Raw genomic sequence first — 18,346 nt, forward strand, 5'->3', positions numbered from 1 at the left:
AATACCGTGACCCCCGGCAGCTCGGGTAAAGCGAACACAACAATGCCGTCCCACCCTGCCGAACCGGACACACATCCCACCAATACCCCAAACTCAGACTGATCCGGCGCTTCGTCACGCTCAATCCGGCCGCAGGACTTGCGGGGCGCGCAGTCCAAGGCTAGGTCCAGTAAAAATCAGAGCGGAGGCGTCATGACCCGAACACCCGAAGAGATCAGCCATCACCTGCTTGATGCTGCGCGCAAGGCCGGGGCAGAATCCGCAGATGCGATCGTGATTGACGGCTCCTCGGTGTCGGTCGAAGTGCGTGAGGGTGCTCTGGAACATGCCGAACGCTCGGAAGGAACCGATCTGGGTCTGCGCGTGTTTCTTGGCAAACGTCAGGCGATTGTCTCAAGCTCTGACAGCCGCCCCGAAACGCTGAGCGCGATGGCCGAACGCGCCGTGGCGATGGCGCGTGAAGCCCCCGAAGACCCGTTCACCGGTTTGGCCGATCCCGACCAGCTGGCCACCGAACGGGACATGCCTTCGCTTGAAATGTTCGACCCAACCCCCGAGCCCGCGGCCGAAGACCTGCTGCAGGACGCACTGGCGGCCGAAGCTGCTGCACTGGCCGTGACCGGCGTCTCACAAGTGTCAGACGCCGCTGCTGCGTATGGCACACACAGGGTGCATCTTGCGGCCACGAACGGATTTTCCGGGGGGTATCTGCGCAGCAGCCGATCGACATCCTGTGTCGCAATATCGGGCGAAGGCACCGGGATGGAACGTGACTACGACGGCGACAGCCGCACCTTCCAAAGCGATCTTCGCAGCCCGGAAGAGATCGGGTGCACTGCGGGTGAACGCGCCGTCCAGCAGGTTGGAGCCCGCAAACCGGCAACCGGAAGTTTCCCGGTCCTGTTTGACGAACGTATTTCATCCTCGCTGATCGGCCATCTTCTGGCGGCCGCCAACGGGTCTGCCATCGCGCGCGGGGCGTCATGGTTGACCGATTGTTTGGGCCGGCAGGTCCTGCCCGATCATCTGTCGCTGATTGAAGACCCGCATCGCCCGCGCATTTCGGGTTCCCGCGCGTTTGACGCCGAGGGTCTGCCGACCAGCCGCCGGGCGATAGTCGAAAACGGTGTTCTGACCGGCTGGACCCTCGATCTGTCCAGTGCCCGAAAACTAGAAATGCTGTCCACCGGCAACGCTGCACGCGGCGTGTCCGGACCACCCTCGCCCAGCAACTGGAACCTGAGCCTGACGCAGGGCGACCAAAGCCGCGAGGACCTGTTGCGCGACATGGGCACCGGGCTGCTTGTGACATCGATGATCGGGTCGACCATCAACCCCAACACCGGCGACTATTCCCGTGGCGCATCCGGCTTTTGGGTCGAGAACGGGCAGATTACCCACCCGGTCAACGAATGCACGATTGCGGGCAATCTGCGCGACATGCTGAAACGGATCGTCCCGGCAAATGACGCCCGCCCCTATCTGTCACGGGTTGTCCCATCGCTGCTGATTGAGGGAATGACACTTGCCGGCAACTGACCTGCCCCTGCTGATCGAGGCCGCCCGGGAGGCTGGCAAGATCGCCACCCGATACTCGGGGGCAGATGCGCAGCGCTGGGACAAACCCGATGGCACCGGCCCCGTAACCGAGGCGGATCTGGCCGTCAACGCAATGCTCGAACAGATGTTGCCTTCGGCCCGCCCCGGTTATGGCTGGCTGAGCGAAGAGACCGAAGATTCACCCGACCGGCTGTCACGCCGCAGGACATTCATCATCGATCCGATCGACGGAACCCGCAGCTTTGCCGAAGGGTCGCGAACCTGGGCACATTCCCTGGCGGTCGCGGATCAGGGCAAGGTGACGGCGGCGGTGATCTATCTGCCGATGCGAAACCTCCTGTATGCGGCAGCGGCTGAACAGGGCGCAACACTGAACGGTGAGCGGATTCGTACCACGCAGACAAACCGCCTGCATGACGCCGAAATTCTGGCTGCCAAACCTAACCTGAAGCCCGTTCACTGGAAGCACGGGCAGGTGCCCGATTTCAAACGCAACTACCGCCCATCCCTGGCCTATCGCATGGCCGCAGTGGCGCAAGGGCGGTTTGACGGGATGCTGACCTTAAGACCCAGTTGGGAATGGGATATTGCAGCCGGTGATCTGATCATCCGCGAAGCCGGTGGCATCTGCTCGAACCGGCAAGGACAACCGTTGCGCTTCAACAACCCCCAACCGCGCCTGAACGGTGTGATCGCGGCGGGTGCCGAAACCTATAGGTTGCTGTGTGAACAGCTTGACCCGGACGGGCACGGGCTGCCGGTATGAGCAAGCCCAGGTCCTTCAGCCTTGCGGCCTATCGGGTACTATCCTGGGGCGTGCCCAAAACCGGAGGGCAAAAGCAGCAGGCGCGCCCGGACGGCGAATTGCTTTGGGTTCACGTCAACAGCCACCTGCGCTTGCGCGTCGTTGATGAGTTTTGCCACAGGCTGACGCGGTCCCGTCCTGACCTGTCGGTGCTGATTACCGCCCCTTACGGCGCCGACCTAGCGCTTTGGGCGGATAGCACCTTTCCGGTTGTTTCCCTTCCGGCCGAGCAAACCGGCGCGGTTCGCGGTTTTCTGGAGCACTGGCGACCGGACATTGGTGTTTGGGTTGGCGGCGGGCTTGTTCCCAACCTGATCACCCAGGCGGAAGAAAACGGCATTCCGCTGATCCTGGTCGAAGCTCAGGTCGATGTCGTGATTCCGCGGGGGGCCAGATGGCTGCCCGACCTTGCCCGATACACGTTCGACTGTTTTCACACGATTCTCACGACCACGCCTGAAGCCGCCCGTCAGATCCGGCGGCTGGGCATACATTCGGCCAAGGTCACGGAATCTCCGCCGCTGCATATCAGCCCCAACCCGCGCCCATGGCCCGAAGACGAGTTGATCGAGACCAATCACGTGCTGGCCGGTCGTCCTGTCTGGCTTGCCTCATGCGTGCAGGACAAGGAGTTCATCTCGGTGCTCAGCGCGCACCGGCAGGCGTTGCGGATGCTGCCCAGGCTCGCGCTGGTTTTGCATGTGGCGGACGCGTCCGAAGCGGCCCCCCTGCACCGGCGGCTTGCGGCCATGGACCTGCGCTGTGTCAACTGGGACAACGGCGAACCGATCGAAGACACAACACAGGTGATCCTGTCCGCCGAGCGCGAGGATCTGGGCCTGTGGCAACGGGTTTCCGCCGTGACATTCGCAGGCAGTTCGCTGGAGAGTGGCATGGGCGGTCATGATCCGCTTGAAGCGGTGGCACTTGGATCGGCCGTTATCCATGGACCGTTCGTCCACCGCCATCAGGAGCTCTATGACCGTCTGGACATGGTGGATGCCGCCCGCACGGTCAGAACCGCAACCGAACTTGGCGACGCGGTCGAGGAATTGCTGGCACCGGACCGCGCGGCCGATATGGCCCTGGCCGGATGGCAGATCGTGACCGAGGGCGCCCCACAGGCAGATCGGCTGATCGACATGGTTCAGGACCTGCTGGACCTCCGGAGGACACAGCATGCGGGCACCTGAGTTCTGGAATTCCCCGCCCGACCGTCCCGCATTGCGTGCCCGGTTGCTGGCGCCGCTGGGGTGGCTCTATGCGGCGGCGACTGCCCGGCGAGTCGCCTCGGAACCGGGGATCAGGCCGGGCGTTCCGGTCATCTGTATCGGCAACCTGAATGCGGGCGGCACCGGCAAGACACCCACCGTGATCTGGATGATCGAACAACTGCGCAACGCCTGGCACGAAGCGCATGTGGTTTCGCGCGGCCATGGCGGCTCGCTGGACGGGCCCGTGCGCGTTGATCCGGGCAAACACACTGCCGCACAGGTCGGAGACGAGCCTTTGTTGCTGGCGGCCTTTGCCGAAGTTTGGGTGGCCAAGGACCGGGCAGCAGGTGCACAAGCTGCGGCCGATGCAGGCGCCACCGCGATCATTCTGGATGATGGTTTTCAGAATCCGTCCGTTGCCAAGGATTTCTCGGTCATCGTGGTGGATGCTGCACGCGGGTTCGGAAACGGTTTGTGCCTGCCGGCCGGCCCCCTGCGCGAACCCGTCGACGCCGGTCTGCAGCGTGCGAACCTGGTTCTGTCACTTGGCGATTCCGACGCACAGAACACATTTACCGCGCAGTGGGGCAAACGTCTGAACGTGCCGCATGCCACCGGCGCGGTGGAACGGCTGCAAACTGGCATGGAGTGGGACAACGCCCCGGTTCTGGCATTCGCAGGCATCGGGCATCCGGAGAAGTTTTTTCGGACCCTGCGCCAGCAGGGCGCGCGCCTGCTTCGGGCCGAGGCGCTGGATGATCACCAGCCTCTGACACCCGCCCTGATGACCCGTCTGGAAAACGAAGCCCGCCTGCTGGGCGCACAGATGGTCACAACCGAAAAAGACGCCGTGCGCCTGCCGCCCGCGTTCCGCAGCAAGGTGATCACCCTGCCTGTTCGTCTCCAGGTGGACCAATCCGATCTGGTCCGGGACATGGTGCTGAAAGCGGTTCCGCCGCCCTGATCAGTTATCCTCGCCCAACTTCGGCGAAGGGCGGGTCAGGGCAAGCTCGGCATCGGAAAACACAAACGGCGTGCGCACACCGGGCACACCGTCCAGTTCAATCTGCATTCCACGCGCAATGACCTGTGGGTCCGCCATCACCTCGTCCATCGTATTGATTGGACCGGCGGGAACGCCCCCGGCTTCGCAGGCTGCCAGCAGTTCAGCCTTGTTGCGCTGCGCCGTTTCGCCATTCAGACGGGCGATCAGCACCCGGCGGTTGGCCAGCCTGTCCTTGTTGTGCAGAAAATCCGGCGCGGTGGCCAGTTCTGCCAGCCCCAGGATTTGGCACAGGCTTTGGTACTGACGGTCATTGCCGGTGGCGATGACAATATGGCCGTCGGCACAGTCGAACACCTGGTACGGAACCAGGTTGGGGTGCGCGTTGCCCATCCGCAAAGGCGCAACACCGGTTGTCAGGTAGTTCAGCGCCTGATTGGCGGTGACAGCCACGGCGACATCCAGCAGCGCCATGTCCACATGTTGCCCACGGCCTGTTGTCTGGCGCTGATACAGAGCGGCCAGTACGCCCGCGACTGCATATACCCCTGTGAACACGTCCGTTGTCGCAACGCCCGCCTTTTGCGGCTGCCCGTCCGCCTCACCGGTAATGGACATCAGTCCGGACATGCCCTGAATGATGAAATCGTACCCGGCCCGGTTGGCGTAGGGACCGGTTTGACCGAACCCGGTGATCGAGCAATAGACCAGACGCGGATTGATCTGTTTCACGCTGTCATAGTCCAGCCCGTATTTCTTCAGGCCGCCGACTTTGAAGTTTTCGATCAGGACGTCTGCATCCGCTATCAGCGCGCGCACCTTTTCCTGACCCTCGGGGGTTCTGAAATCCGCCGTGACAGACGCCTTGCCCCGATTGGTCGCGTGAAAATACGCCGCCGATACATCGTCATCCCGCGTTACAAAGGGTGGTCCCCAGGCGCGGGTATCATCCCCGTCCGGAGATTCGACCTTGATGACCTCGGCCCCAAGGTCCGCAAAGGTCTGACCGGCCCAGGGGCCAGCCAGAACTCGTGCCAGTTCGACAACCTTCAGACCGGCCAGCGGGGCCGCCATCAGTTGCCCAACTCGTCTTCGATCAGTTGTTTGAACTCTTCGTAAGACTGGTTCGAGACCTTTTTGCCGTTAACGACAAATGACGGTGTCGCGGTGATGCCGTCGCGCTCGGCGTTTTCCTGATACCAGGCCACCAGCGTCTGTGCGCGCGTTCCGTCCTGCAGGCAGGCCTCAAGCTCATCGTTGCCGATACCGGCCAGACGACCGATCTTGCGCAGCTCGTCAACGATTTCGGCGGGACCACCCGCGCGGGACCACTCGGACTGGCCTTCATAGATCAGATCCGTGATGCCAAAGAACTTTTCCGGTCCGCCGCAACGGGACACCAGCGACGCCCACAGACCGTAGCGATCAAAATAAACCTCGCGGTAGATGAACTTCACCTTGCCTGTGTCGATGAATTCCTTTTTGAGCTGCTTGTACGGCCCGGTGTGAAAATTCGCGCAATGCGGACAGGTGTAGGATGCATATTCGATGATCTCGACCGGAGCATCTGCGGCCCCCTGCACCATTTCTTTAATGGTCGAGGTGTCCAGGTCGGCTTCCTGCGCCTCGGCGCTGCTGATCAGCGGGTTGGCGGGGGTGGAATTTGACAGCGACAGCCAATAGCCGCCAGCGGCAACGGCGACCGCCGCGCAGATTACGGTTGCAATACGGCTCATTCTCAGCCCTTTCTCAGCGTTTTTGTCTGGATAAAACGTTGCGGCCCAGGCGTTCAAGGGCCGCGCGCAAATCACCATCGTTTACGTCACGCGACACTTTGTCTGCCTCGGCAGCGATTTCGGGTTTGATTTCGGGTTTCGCCGGTTTCGGCTTGTGGTCGAAACTGGCCTGCCCCTCGGCAAATCCTGTCGGAGCGGTCTGCGTGATGTGCACGCGACTGATCGCGTTATAGCCATAAACCGCATTCACCTTGCCGCGCAGCTGTTCTTTCTGCATTTCCAGCATCGGCGCCTGCGGGCCGGTGGTCAGCAGGGTCAGCGTCGCCCCTATCCCACCTTTGCCGTACCCAACCTTGACGGGCCGCGCGATGGCCGCAATGTCCTGCCCCACGATCTCGGCCCAGTGGGTCAGCAGACGCGATACGGCAAACCCCCGGCTTTCACCGGCCTGACGGATCTGATTGTTCAGCAATGTTGCGGTCCGTTTGAACCCGCGGGTGGTCGAACGTCTCGGTCGCATCTGGTTTCCAACTCCTGCGCGGCTATTGTAATGGGCAGAACAACGGGCGCCAGCGAAACCCGACAGGGAGAGGCATAAAACTTGCGTGACATCACTGAATTTAACGTCAGCACGACGTTGCTGGACTGGTACGACCGTCACGCACGCAAAATGCCGTGGCGTGTCGGCCCCGCGGACCGGGCTGCCGGGGTCCGCCCCGACCCCTACCATGTCTGGCTGTCCGAGGTGATGTTGCAACAGACCACCGTTGCCGCCGTGCGGGACTATTTCCTGCGCTTCACCGCGCGGTGGCCGTCCGTTGACGCCTTGGCAGCGGCACCTGACGATCAGGTCATGGGGGAATGGGCCGGTCTGGGTTACTACGCCCGCGCCCGCAACCTGCTGAAATGCGCGCGCATCGTGACTGATGTGCATGCGGGCCAGTTCCCCGACACATATGACGGCTTGTTGAAACTGCCGGGTATCGGTCCCTATACCGCTGCCGCCATTTCCACCATCGCCTTCGACCGCCCTGAAACGGTTCTCGACGGCAACGTCGAACGGGTCATGTCCCGGCTTTACGACATTCACGATCCCCTGCCTGGTTCGAAACCACAGTTGAAGGACAAGGCGGCCGGCCTGACCCCGCTGGAACGGCCCGGCGATTATGCTCAGGCGGTCATGGATCTTGGCGCGACGATCTGCACCCCGAAATCTCCGGCCTGTGGCATTTGCCCCCTGCGCGCGCCCTGCCAGTCCCGCCTAGCGGGCACGCAGGCGGAATTGCCCCGGAAGACGGCCAAAATGCCGAAACCCACACGATACGGGCATGTCTATATTGCCCAGCGCGGGGATGGTGCGATGCTGCTGGAACGCAGACCGGACAAGGGATTGCTGGGGGGGATGCTGGGCTGGCCAGGTTCGGACTGGTCCGACACGCCGATCGAATCGCCACCTTTTGCGGGAAACTGGCAGGTCCTGCCAGCGGAAGTGCGCCACACGTTCACCCATTTCCATCTGGTGCTGCGCATCTGGGCGGCGCCCCTGCCTGAAAACTCGGCCCCGGCGGGCTTGACCATCATTGAAAAACACGCGTTCCGACCCGGTGACCTGCCGACCGTTATGCGCAAGGCTTACGATCTGTGGCGCGACCATTGAGCCGTTGAATCACAGCTCAATGCCCGGCTAGTGTCGGGCCACACTTGCGGAGCCCGACCATGATCGCACAAGACACCCTGTCACGCTGGCAATCGGCCCTGCCCTTTTGGCTTTCTATCCTTCTGATCCCCGTGATCTGGGTATCGGCCGTTCTGGGCGGCGCATGGGTTCTGCTGATTCCGTTGTCGACATGGTGGACCTTTGCCCTGCTCGACCGTTTGACGGGGATGGAGCTTGAAAATGGCGACCCGGATACGCCCGATGCCATGCTTGGCTGGTATATCTGGCTGACCAAAATCTGGGTCCCGCTGCAGTTCCTGACATTATTCGGCCTGATCTGGTACGCCACGCACACGGACCACCTGAGCGTGGCTGCGAAGATCGGCCTTTTCTTCGGCATGGGTGTGCTCTCGGGCACAATCGGGATCAATTACAGCCATGAACTGATGCATCAGAAAAGCCGGCTTGAGCGCTGGCTGGGAGACATCCTGCTGTCCATGGTTCTGTATTCCCACTTCCGCTCTGAACATCTGCTGGTGCATCACCGCTACGTGGGCACGCCGCGCGATCCGGTCACGGCGCGTTACAACGAAGGATTTCACCGGTTTTATCCCCGTGTCCTGCGCGAATGTCTTGTCTCGGCGTTCCGTGCGGAAAAGGCCAAACTCGGCCGCAAGGACCGGCCCTGGACCGATCAGTCAAATCCGTTCTGGCGGTATTGGGCCCTGCAAGGAGGGATGCTGCTGCTGGCGGTTGCACTGGGCGGTTGGTCCGGACTGGGCCTGTTCCTGCTGCAGGCCGGAGTCGCGGTCTGGCAGCTTGAACTGGTGAACTACGTGGAACATTACGGTCTGACCCGGAAACATCTGGGCGACGGAAAATACGAACACGTCCACCCGCACCATTCGTGGAACGCGTCGCAAAAGGCATCGAACTGGCTGCTGATCAACCTGCAACGCCATTCGGACCATCATTACAAGCCGAACCGCCGCTTCCCACTTCTGCAACACCATTCCGAGGACACCGCCCCCCAACTGCCACACGGCTATCCGGTCATGACCATTGCCGCGATGATCCCGCCTTTCTGGCGGCAAGTGATGAACCCGCGGGTTCGCGCATGGCGGCGTCAATATTACCCCGATATCACGGACTGGGGGCCCTACAACAAGGCGCAGAACCCGATGCCCAAAGCCTGACCGCAGCACGCCTCGGCGTGCTGCCCGGCCCAACGATTTAGATTGCATCTGCGATGCAGGATAAATCGGCGGGAGCGCTTGCTGCTCAAAGTGCCCAGACATCCACGGGCGTCTCAACACCGCGCACGGCCTGGTTTTCCCGTTTTGTGAACCCATCCAGAGATGAGAGCTGGTTTTCCTGCTTCGCCTGCCTGAACACTGCGTCACTCAGGACAACCCGCGCGCCCAGGGTTCGGGTCGTCGCCTCAAGTTTCGCCGCCACATTGACTGCGTCTCCGATCACCGCGAATTCCAGCCGGTTGGCCCCAATATCTCCCAACACCACCGAACCATAGTGAACGCCGATCCCCACATGGATCTCGGGCTCACCCGCGCGCCGCCGTTCCAGATTCCATCTATCAATCACACCCACCATGTCGCGGGCGCAGGCCACCGCGTTGCTGGCGTCCAATGATGTGGGCACCGGGGTACCAAACGTGGCCATCAACCCGTCCCCAAGGTACTTGTCCAGCGTTCCGTGATGCCGAAACACCTCGGTCTCCATGCGCGCGTGAAACCCGCGCAGAACTTCGATCACCTCGTAAGGATCACGACCGGCCGCAAACTTGGTGAACCCGACAATGTCGATGAACAGGACAGCGATGTTTTCCTTACGGATTTGCTTGAGCGGTTCGTCATTCTGGCTCAACTCGTCGACTACATTTGGCGAGAAATACCGCGACAGATTGGCCCGCTCGCGCACAAGCCCCGCATTGCTCAGCAGCAGCCGGTTGAGACGCCGCATCGATACGCCAAGGGTCACTGCGACCATCAGAAAGACAATCACCTCCTGTACGCGCTGCGACACCATGAAGCTGTTGGGATCAAGCAGTTCGGCCACATCCGGATACCCTTTCAGGGCTTCTGCCACCCGCTCGCTGATGCCTGGAATGGGCGTTGCCACCCACCAGGCGATGATCCAGCCGACTGTCCACATGGCCGCCGTCCAGGTGCCCAGCGCAACAACGGTACGCCAGGAATAGGCAAGCGTACCCGCAGCCAGAATAATGAAGAAATACTGGAAGTTATCGAACCGGTACTGCATGGCCAATGGTCGGACATCGTCGCTGAACGGGTTTGGGATGATCATCCCCAGGGTCATAATCATCAGATCAACAAAGATCAGCAGCAGTTCGATTCGCGATTGCCCCACTCGTCCAGCACGCCGGATCAGCCAGCCATTTGCGCAAATCAGCAGCAGGATGAAATGGTAATACAAAACCTCAGGGTGCGGGTTCAGAAAGATCAGCAGAACTCCCGTCAATCCCATCGCGATCCACCGCGCGCGTACAGCCAGTTCCAGCCCCTCGCGCTTGTGCTGTTCCATCGCTGCCAGAGTATACTTGTTGTCCAGATCGTAACTGTCCGGCTTCGTAAAGAAAAAACGGTCAAATCGGGATGTGCTGGCCGTGGTGTCCGTCATGGTTGCTGCTCCGTTGTTGCACGGCTGGGAACCGGAATTGTAGCTATCCAAGCATCGTGCGGCGCAAAACAAAAGACCCCGCCGAAAACGGCGGGGCAAGGCTTAGTGCCTTGTGTCAGGCCACAGGCACCGGCGGTATTGGTAAATTCAGTTGTGCATCTCGGCCCGGATCTGCTGGCGCAGCACGTCGATCGGCACTGTCTTGCCATCGCGCTTGAAGCACCAGTAGGTCCAGCCGTTGCAGGACGGCGCATTTTCCAGATGTGCACCGACCTGATGAATCGAGCCTTTGACGTTCTGGCCCACCAGCGTTCCGTCCGCTCGAACCTTGGCCTTGTGGCGCTGGTTCATCGAATACAGCTCCTCGCCCGGGCGCAGCATCCCACGTTCGACCAGCTGGCCGAACGGCACACGCGGCTCTGCGCGCTTGCTGGCGCTGACCTCCAACGCTTCACGGTCAAACTTGCGCACTTTGGTAATGCGTTTCTCGGCAACCTTGCGATAGCTTTCCTCGCGCTCGATCCCGATGAACTCACGTCCCAGCATCTTGGCGACAGCTCCGGTCGTACCGGTGCCAAAGAACGGGTCCAGAATGACATCACCGGGATTGGTCGAGCCGATCAGAACGCGGTGCAGCAGTGATTCCGGCTTTTGCGTCGGGTGTGCCTTGTCACCGTTTTCATCCTTCAGACGCTCGTGCCCGGTGCAGATCGGCAGCACCCAGTCACTGCGCATCTGCACGCCTTCGTTCAGGGCCTTCAGAGCTTCGTAGTTGAACGTGTACTTCGCGCCTTCGCGCTTGGATGCCCAGATCATCGTCTCGTGTGCGTTGGTGAACCGCTTGCCCCGGAAATTCGGCATCGGGTTGGACTTACGCCACACGACGTCATTCAGAATCCAGTACCCGGCATCCTGAAGGGCGGATCCCACGCGGAAGATGTTGTGGTAAGAGCCGATCACCCAGATCGCGCCATTCGGCTTCAGTAGGCGATGCGCCGCCTTCAGCCAGTCCCGCGTGAACTGGTCATAGGCACCAAAGCTGGAGAACTGATCCCAATGATCGTCGACAGCATCCACCTGGCTGTTGTCAGGGCGGTGAAGCTGGCCTTTCAGTTGCAGGTTATATGGCGGGTCTGCAAAGATCAGGTCCACCGACGCCTCAGGCAGACTGTTCATCACATCGATGCAGTCGCCGGATAGAATCGTGTTAATAGGGAGCGCCGCCGCGCCCTTTGTCTTGATTGTGGTCATTTCACTGCCTCGGTTCCACGGCGCTTTTGCGCTCATTTGGTTGAGACAAGGATGAGTCAAAGACGATTCGCCGTCAATTTCTTTTTTGAATCAGCGACTTAAGATTTACTCTTGATACAAGATATTGTGGACCGGTTTAAACGAACGTCTATGATGTGGGGTGACACCAAGATTTTGCAGCGCGTCGCGATGCTGTTTTGTCGGATATCCGGCGTTTGCCTCCCACCCATAGCCGGGATGCTGTTGCGCCAAATCCACCATCACCCGATCGCGCCAGTTTTTCGCGATGATCGAGGCCGCCGCAATCGACAGCGATCGGGCGTCCCCCTTGACCACCGCCTGGGACGGCAGTTTCAGCCCGCGCGGAATCATGTTGCCGTCGATCAGCAGAAAATCCGGGGCCGGGTCCAAAGCCTGAACCGCGCGCGTCATGGCCAGATGCGAGGCACGCAATATGTTGAGTTCATCTATTTCCGGCACCGAAGCCTCGCCCAACGCGATTTCGGCCCGTTCGCGCAGCGCAACGTCCAGCGCTTGGCGGCGCTTTGCGGTCAGTTTTTTGGAATCGTTCAGACCTTCGGGGATATCATCGGGGTTCAAGATGACCGCAGCGGCAACCACAGGTCCGGCCAGCGGGCCGCGCCCGACTTCGTCAACGCCGGCAACCCTGATATGCCCCCGCGCCAGAAGCGCCTGTTCCAGATCGAAATTCGGTTGTGTCATACTTCCGGCAAAGCGCTTTTCGGCCAATACCGCAAGAAAAAAGAGAGGGCAGCCTGCGCCACCCTCTCCTGCACGGCGCTTCTGTGGCGCCGCTCCTGCTCGAAACCCGTTACTGGTGAACCACACGGTATCCTTGCTGGCGCAGGCATGCGGGTTCGTATGCCCGCTTGACCTTTTTGCCATCCCAGAAACCAACTTCGCACTGGCGGGGCAGGCTATCGGAATATCGGTAATGCTTGCCGAGGCATTTCGGCGTCAGCAGGGGGCGCTTGTTCGAATACGACTTGAAGGTGCGCAGGCACCGCTGCGGCAGGTCATATCGCGCCAGCCGCTGCGGCCGCGGGCGCACCGGGTAGTGATCGACGACAGGGGGTTGGTAGACCGGCGCGTGCTGCCGTGTTGCCTGATCCGCGCGCCTTTCCTTGTTGTAGTAGTGAACACCCGCCCCAATTAGGGCCAGCGCCGCCAATCCGCCCAGCAGATCCCTGGTGTCGGCTGCGCGCGCCTGTGACACGGAAATGCCGGTTATCGTGATGGCGGTCGCAACGATCAGCGCAATGAATTTCCTGTGCATTATGCCTGTCCTTTGTCTTTTTGCGGGCGGCCTGCTCACGGCCGGGAACTTGATGACCAGAACCTGGGGCCGACCATGCCGGACAAGCAATAACGGGCGGTTGTTATCCGATATCAGCGTTGCAAACCCCTTGAGATATTGAATTTCCGGCCACCTCATGCGCAGGATGCGGCCTATGAAACAGATCCTCACTTCTCTGGCCTTCATGGCCCTGATATCGCTGGGACCCACTGCGGCGGCGGCCCAGTGTTATGCGGATTACAAGGCCAAACAGGACAACCCCCTGCGGCTGCATTATGGCGTCATGCAGGTTGCAGCCTGCGACAAGGGACAGGCCAAATCCGAGGTCGCCCAACGCCTCGGCGCTTCGGGCTGGACCTTGTTGAACGTCATATCCGTATTCGGACCCGAAGGATTGGATCAAAGGAAGGCAAATGCCGGAAAATTCTTTCTCCGTTTCTGAGGCCCGGCGATCCGGTGCGCGGCTAGTTGGCGCGGGCATTGCCGCGATTGTCCTGATTCTGGTTACGGCAGCCGTCTTCCTGTTCTGGACCCTGCCAGATGCAAACGCCTTCAACGCCCGTGTCGAACGCCTGTTCATCGAGTCCGACCTGACTTCGCAAACCGAGATTCGCCTGTTGGAGATTCTGGCCCAATCCGGCACGGCATTTGCCGACACGCTGTCCAGCTACCGGATGGTGATCTTTGTCCTTTTGGTCTTTGCCAGCGCGATGCTGATCTCGGCCCTGGTGTTTCTGGTGATGCTCGTTCTGCTGAACCGGCGCATGGCGCAGATCGAACGGACCGGCATTCAGGTGACGTCGCTGCTGATCAGCCGCGAGGAAAACACCGTCTATCTCAACAACATGGATTTCAAACTGACCCCGGCGGCGATGGAAACCCTGTCGGTTCTGGCCGAGTCCCGGCTTGATGACGAGGTTCTGTCCGGCGCTCAGATCGAAGCGATGATTTCGGGCAGGGATGCCGCCGACTGCGACGAGGCCGCTGGTGCCACCCGGATCAAGCGGCTGCGTGATGCATTGGGCAATCAGATGGTCAGCGAATTGCTGGTCAAGAATATTGCCAAAAAGGGCTATATGCTTTCGATCGAAAAAGACGTCATTCAGATGGTCTGATCCGCAGGCATTGCCGCGCACAATTCTGCAAATCATCGTTAACGCCCTTGGAAAGCCGGCGGTGAAGGCCCATCCTATAAAGACCTGCGCCAGCGGAGGTTGATGATGAACATCCACGCCAAACCTGAAACCAAAGGATATGGAATCTCGGTCGAACGGCTGAAGGGGCGGATTGCGATATACCGCGATCAGATCCTTCTGGCGGAAAGCGCAAACGCCAAGGTCATGTATGAAACACGCCTTGCGCCGACGATCTACATACCCCGCGAGGATGTCTGTGTTGATCTGAGCGATGAAACCGAATTGCAGACCTTCTGCCCGTTCAAAGGAACCGCGACCTATCATGATGTGATTCTGGCTGGCGAGCGCCTGGGAAACTCCGTCTGGGCGTATGAGGACGCCCTGCCCGAAAGCGCCGCCATACATGGTCACATCGGGTTCATGCGCAATGCGTATACCGATCTGGACCTAGGGGAAAACACGCTTCGCGAACCGCAGGATGGCAACATCAGCGGCCCTCTGATCGATTGGCTGATGCGCGGCGCATCAGAGAACGAAACACCCGAAGCCTTTACCAAAGCCCTTGCGGAAAAGATGCTGGACCATGGTATTCACATTCAGCGCCTCAGCATTCTGGCCTGGTCCCTGCACCCGCTGATCGCGGGAAAACACTACATCTGGGAAAAGGGCGCGGCCGAGATTTCGACCAACGTCCCGACCTATGAAATTCACGATCACCCCGCCTATATCAACAGCCCGTTGCGCCACGTCTCAAACGGGCTGGGCGGGGTACGTCAGCGGCTGAACGACGATAACCCCCATAACAGCTTTCCGATCATGGAAGACCTGCGCGCAAAAGGCGCCACCGATTATGTTGCCATGCCGCTGCGCTTTTCGGACGGGCGCACCAATGTGCTGACCCTGACCTGCGATCACCCGGATGGGTTCACCACCGAAAACCTTGGGCTGGTCTTTGAATGCTCAGCCGTAATCGCGCGGTTTTACGAGGTGTTCATGCAGCGCGAAAACGCGCAGGTTCTGCTGGAAACCTATGTCGGCAAACGCACGGGCGCACGGGTTCTGGGCGGCGAGATCCGACGCGGCGACGGCGACGAAATCGATGCCGCCATCATGTTCTGCGACCTTCGCAATTCGACCAGCCTTGAAGAGAATCTGGGCCGATCAGCCTATATCAACCTGCTCAACGATTTCTTCGAAACGGTTTCGGGGATCGTGCACGAAAACGGTGGCGAGGTTCTGAAATTCATCGGTGACGCGGTTCTTGCGGTGTTTCCGGCAGGCGACGATGCCGCCGCCGCCCGCACCAATGCGCAGCGTTCGGCCATCGGGATCGTGGAAAAACTGGCCACCCTGCGCGGGGAGGGCTCGGATGCGCATTGCGACTGCTCGATCGGGTTGGCCTATGGCCGGGTGACGTATGGCAATGTCGGCTCTCGCGAGCGGCTGGATTTCACCGTCATCGGTCAGGCCGCCAATATAGCGGCCCGGCTTGGTGAATACGGGAAGTCGGCAAACCACAGGATCGTCGTGTCAAAGGACATTGAACCCGCCTGTTCGAACGCCGTTCCCCTGGGAGATGTCAGGCTGCACAATGTATCGCAGCCCATAATCTCATTTGCTCTCAAAACGGCTGCGGACGCGGTGCTGGACGGCTGACATACGATGAACTTGAGGGCGCGCCAGACTTACGCGTTTTTTGGGCATGACACGCCGCCTGCTTCAAGGGGCTGACCCCTTCATCTGCGCCATTGCAACCGCCGCATTGCAACCGATTGCAAGTTTCGTGCAAAGGTGCATAGTGCTACTATGAAATTGCTTCCTAGCCTCCCCCCAATCCACAGACACCAATCATGAGTGTCACGCTTAAAGATGTTGCAGCCCTTGCCGGCGTCTCGCGCTCGGCGGTCTCGCGCACGTTTACCGAGGGCGCGTCGGTTTCGGCCAAGACCCGCAGCAAGGTCGAAAAAGCCGCACAGGAACTGGGGTACAGCCCCAACGCGCTTGCATCCTCTCTGACGACGGGGCGAACCAAGCTGATCGGGCTGATTTCCAACAACTTTCACAACCCGATTTTCCTTGAGGTGTTCGACCAGTTCACCCGCGCCCTGCAGGAACGCGGGCTGCGCCCGCTGATTGTCAATCTGACGGACGAAACGGAGCCCGCGAATTCGGTCAGGATGCTGCGGCAGTATTCGGTAGATGCGGTGATTGTCGCTTCGTCCACTCTGCCGCCGAGCTTTGCCAAGGCGTTTCACGACGCAGGCGTCCCCGTTGTGCACACGTTCGGTCGGTCTGCCACCTCGCCCGAAGTTCACGTCGTGGGGATCGACAACGTGGAATGCGGGCGCATGGCCGCGCGTGAGTTGATGGCACGCGGCTACAAGCGTGTCGGATATCTGGGTGGCCCAAGGGATGCGACTTCGGCCATGGACCGGTATCGCGGGTTTATGGAAGAAGTCGAAAAATACAACGACCTGGAAGTGTCCCATTCTTTCGCCGACAACTATTCGTTTGAAGCCGGGCGCGCCGAGATGCTGCGACTCCTGGAAGGGGCTCCGGCTGATGGGTATTTCTGCGGCGATGACATCCTTTCGATCGGGGCGTTGTCCGCCCTGTCGGATCACGGGCTGAAACCGGGCATCGATATCGGCATCATCGGTCTGAACGATATGGAAATGTCGCGCTGGGAAAGCGTGAATCTGACGACCATTCACCAGCCGATCAAGCAGATCATCACCTCGTCCGTCGATCTTGTCGAGGAGATGTTGAAGGACCCCGCCCGGTATCCCGAAGCACGTATCTTCCCCTGCCGGGTGATTGAGCGGGGCACGTTGCGGCCCCGCTCATAATCAGCGGAACATCGGCGGACGGGCGTCTTTCCAGACGCCATCTTCTTTCGACGAAGCGACCGCGGCATGAACCGCCGCGATCGAGCGGACGCCGTCCGACGGCGTAGGCAGACCGTCGCGCAGCTCACCCCGGATGGCATCGGCCAGATCGCAATAGATGTTGGCCACAGCCAGTGGGAAACCTTCGGGGTGGGCGATGGCAACGCGTGACAGACGCTGAGTCTCTTCATGCAGACCGCCCTCGCCTTTTTCGATGATCTGGGTTCTGCCGCCCACGGGTGTATAAATCAGCTGGTTGGGCTGTTCCGAGGTCCAGCGCAACCCACCGGTTTCGCCAAAAACCTGAATGTCGAACCCGTGCTGACGCCCGATGGCCACGGACGATGTCCAGAGCCGTCCAACCGTGCCTTTCCGGGTGCGGAAATTGATCATCGCATCGTCTTCAAGCACGCGGCTCGTAATGGTCGAGGCCAGATCGGCCGAGAGCTTTTCGACCTCGTCGTCGCAGATGAAGCTGGCCATGTGCAGGGCGTGAATGCCGCAATCAGCGAACTGGCCCGAAACGCCAGCCATCGCCGGGTCATAACGCCAGCGCACACGGGGGTTGTCGGCATCCGTGGCGTCGCCGTGATGTCCGTGGCTGAAATTGGTCACCACCAGCCGCACATTGCCGATCTCGCCCGCCCGCACCATGGCGCGGGCTTGGCGCACCATAGGATAGGCGGAATAACAATAGTTCACGGCGCAGATCTTGCCCGACGCCTGCGCTATGCGGACGATCTCTTCGCCTTCTTCGACGGTCATGGTCATGGGCTTTTCGCACAGCACGTTGAACCCGGCCTCAAGAAAGGCTTTCGCGATCTCGAAATGCGTCGCATTCGGGGTGGCGATCGTCACCAGATCGATGCGGTCGGGGCGCTCCTTTTCGCCCGCCAGCATGTCCTGCCAGCCGCCATAGGCGCGATCGGCAGCAATGCCCAGTCGCTGCGCATATTCGCGGCCCACATCGGGGCGGTGATCCAGCGCACCTGCCGCAAATTCAAACTGCCCGTCCGCCAAAGCGCCCAGACGGTGCGCGGGTCCGATCTGGCTGCCTTCGCCACCGCCAATCATGCCCCATTTCAGCTTTGCCATGGTTTTTTCTCTCTGTAGAAATTTG

The 18,346-nt window shown here is 60.5% G+C and carries 18 protein-coding genes; 10 read left to right on the forward strand and 8 right to left on the reverse strand.

Going from position 1 to position 18,346, the window contains the following annotated elements; all coding sequences use genetic code 11:
* Positions 1–192 precede the first annotated feature (192 nt).
* Genes ACR0FE_RS09920 through lpxK form a run of 4 tightly spaced genes read left to right on the forward strand, consistent with a single transcriptional unit; the run spans position 193 to position 4,543 of the window.
* The gene (locus tag ACR0FE_RS09920) at positions 193–1,539 is read left to right on the forward strand and encodes a TldD/PmbA family protein (RefSeq protein WP_480912663.1); all 1,347 of its coding nucleotides are present in this window, start codon (positions 193–195) and stop codon (positions 1,537–1,539) included.
* On the forward strand, positions 1,526–2,326 hold the full coding sequence (locus tag ACR0FE_RS09925; RefSeq protein WP_170614231.1) for a 3'(2'),5'-bisphosphate nucleotidase CysQ: 801 nt from the start codon (positions 1,526–1,528) through the stop codon (positions 2,324–2,326). The genes ACR0FE_RS09920 and ACR0FE_RS09925 overlap by 14 nt, the downstream gene beginning before the upstream one ends.
* Entirely contained in the window at positions 2,323–3,558 is a 1,236-nt protein-coding gene (locus ACR0FE_RS09930; RefSeq protein ID WP_480912664.1) for a 3-deoxy-D-manno-octulosonic acid transferase, read from the forward strand. Before ACR0FE_RS09925 ends, ACR0FE_RS09930 begins: the two co-directional genes overlap by 4 nt.
* The gene (lpxK, locus tag ACR0FE_RS09935; protein WP_170614229.1) at positions 3,545–4,543 is read left to right on the forward strand and encodes a tetraacyldisaccharide 4'-kinase; all 999 of its coding nucleotides are present in this window, start codon (positions 3,545–3,547) and stop codon (positions 4,541–4,543) included. Before ACR0FE_RS09930 ends, lpxK begins: the two co-directional genes overlap by 14 nt.
* Here the strand turns inward: lpxK and ACR0FE_RS09940 are convergent, their stop codons facing one another.
* The 3 genes from ACR0FE_RS09940 to ACR0FE_RS09950 are packed head-to-tail and all read right to left on the reverse strand — an operon-like array spanning position 4,544 to position 6,838.
* Positions 4,544–5,656: a CaiB/BaiF CoA transferase family protein gene (locus tag ACR0FE_RS09940; protein WP_480912665.1), complete on the reverse strand. Its 1,113-nt coding sequence runs from the start codon at positions 5,654–5,656 to the stop codon at positions 4,544–4,546. It abuts the gene before it with no gap.
* Positions 5,656–6,318, reverse strand: coding sequence for a DsbA family protein (locus ACR0FE_RS09945; RefSeq protein ID WP_170614227.1), 663 nt, complete (start codon positions 6,316–6,318; stop codon positions 5,656–5,658). Before ACR0FE_RS09945 ends, ACR0FE_RS09940 begins: the two co-directional genes overlap by 1 nt.
* A 13-nt stretch (positions 6,319–6,331) precedes the next feature.
* Positions 6,332–6,838, reverse strand: coding sequence for a DciA family protein (locus tag ACR0FE_RS09950; RefSeq protein WP_170614226.1), 507 nt, complete (start codon positions 6,836–6,838; stop codon positions 6,332–6,334).
* An 81-nt stretch (positions 6,839–6,919) separates the two neighbouring features.
* Between ACR0FE_RS09950 and mutY the strand changes: the two genes are divergently transcribed.
* Both mutY and ACR0FE_RS09960 read left to right on the forward strand, forming a co-directional pair.
* Positions 6,920–7,975 carry an A/G-specific adenine glycosylase gene (mutY, locus tag ACR0FE_RS09955; protein ID WP_480912666.1) on the forward strand — a complete coding sequence of 352 codons (1,056 nt, stop codon included), beginning with the start codon at positions 6,920–6,922 and terminating at the stop codon, positions 7,973–7,975.
* A 59-nt stretch (positions 7,976–8,034) separates the two neighbouring features.
* The gene (locus tag ACR0FE_RS09960; protein WP_480912667.1) at positions 8,035–9,171 is read left to right on the forward strand and encodes an alkane 1-monooxygenase; all 1,137 of its coding nucleotides are present in this window, start codon (positions 8,035–8,037) and stop codon (positions 9,169–9,171) included.
* 85 nt (positions 9,172–9,256) lie between these two features.
* Here the strand turns inward: ACR0FE_RS09960 and ACR0FE_RS09965 are convergent, their stop codons facing one another.
* The 4 genes from ACR0FE_RS09965 to ACR0FE_RS09980 all read right to left on the reverse strand — a co-directional run bounded on the left by ACR0FE_RS09965 (position 9,257) and on the right by ACR0FE_RS09980 (position 13,181).
* The gene (locus ACR0FE_RS09965) at positions 9,257–10,633 is read right to left on the reverse strand and encodes an adenylate/guanylate cyclase domain-containing protein (protein ID WP_480912668.1); all 1,377 of its coding nucleotides are present in this window, start codon (positions 10,631–10,633) and stop codon (positions 9,257–9,259) included.
* Positions 10,634–10,780: 147 nt separating this feature from the next.
* The gene (locus tag ACR0FE_RS09970; protein ID WP_480912669.1) at positions 10,781–11,884 is read right to left on the reverse strand and encodes a DNA methyltransferase; all 1,104 of its coding nucleotides are present in this window, start codon (positions 11,882–11,884) and stop codon (positions 10,781–10,783) included.
* Positions 11,885–11,989: 105 nt separating this feature from the next.
* Positions 11,990–12,607, reverse strand: coding sequence for a ribonuclease HII (locus ACR0FE_RS09975; protein WP_170614221.1), 618 nt, complete (start codon positions 12,605–12,607; stop codon positions 11,990–11,992).
* Between the two features lie 109 nt (positions 12,608–12,716).
* Positions 12,717–13,181 carry a hypothetical protein gene (locus ACR0FE_RS09980; protein WP_321249627.1) on the reverse strand — a complete coding sequence of 155 codons (465 nt, stop codon included), beginning with the start codon at positions 13,179–13,181 and terminating at the stop codon, positions 12,717–12,719.
* 175 nt (positions 13,182–13,356) lie between these two features.
* Here ACR0FE_RS09980 and ACR0FE_RS09985 point away from each other — a divergent pair, with 175 nt between their 5' ends.
* From ACR0FE_RS09985 to ACR0FE_RS10000, 4 genes are all read left to right on the forward strand, one after another.
* Positions 13,357–13,644 carry a hypothetical protein gene (locus tag ACR0FE_RS09985; protein ID WP_480812979.1) on the forward strand — a complete coding sequence of 96 codons (288 nt, stop codon included), beginning with the start codon at positions 13,357–13,359 and terminating at the stop codon, positions 13,642–13,644.
* Positions 13,616–14,317 (forward strand): winged helix-turn-helix domain-containing protein, encoded by a 702-nt coding sequence (locus ACR0FE_RS09990; RefSeq protein WP_480812978.1) that lies wholly within the window; start codon positions 13,616–13,618, stop codon positions 14,315–14,317. Before ACR0FE_RS09985 ends, ACR0FE_RS09990 begins: the two co-directional genes overlap by 29 nt.
* Before the next feature lie 105 nt (positions 14,318–14,422).
* Entirely contained in the window at positions 14,423–15,994 is a 1,572-nt protein-coding gene (locus tag ACR0FE_RS09995; protein WP_480912670.1) for a DUF427 domain-containing protein, read from the forward strand.
* 194 nt (positions 15,995–16,188) lie between these two features.
* Entirely contained in the window at positions 16,189–17,187 is a 999-nt protein-coding gene (locus ACR0FE_RS10000) for a LacI family DNA-binding transcriptional regulator (protein WP_170614216.1), read from the forward strand.
* Here the strand turns inward: ACR0FE_RS10000 and ACR0FE_RS10005 are convergent, their stop codons facing one another.
* A complete protein-coding gene (locus tag ACR0FE_RS10005) occupies positions 17,188–18,321 on the reverse strand; it encodes a Gfo/Idh/MocA family protein (protein ID WP_170614215.1) in 1,134 nt (377 codons plus the stop codon). It abuts the gene before it with no gap.
* Between the last annotated feature and the right edge of the window lie 25 nt (positions 18,322–18,346).

Source organism: Ruegeria sp. K7 (genome assembly GCF_056531785.1).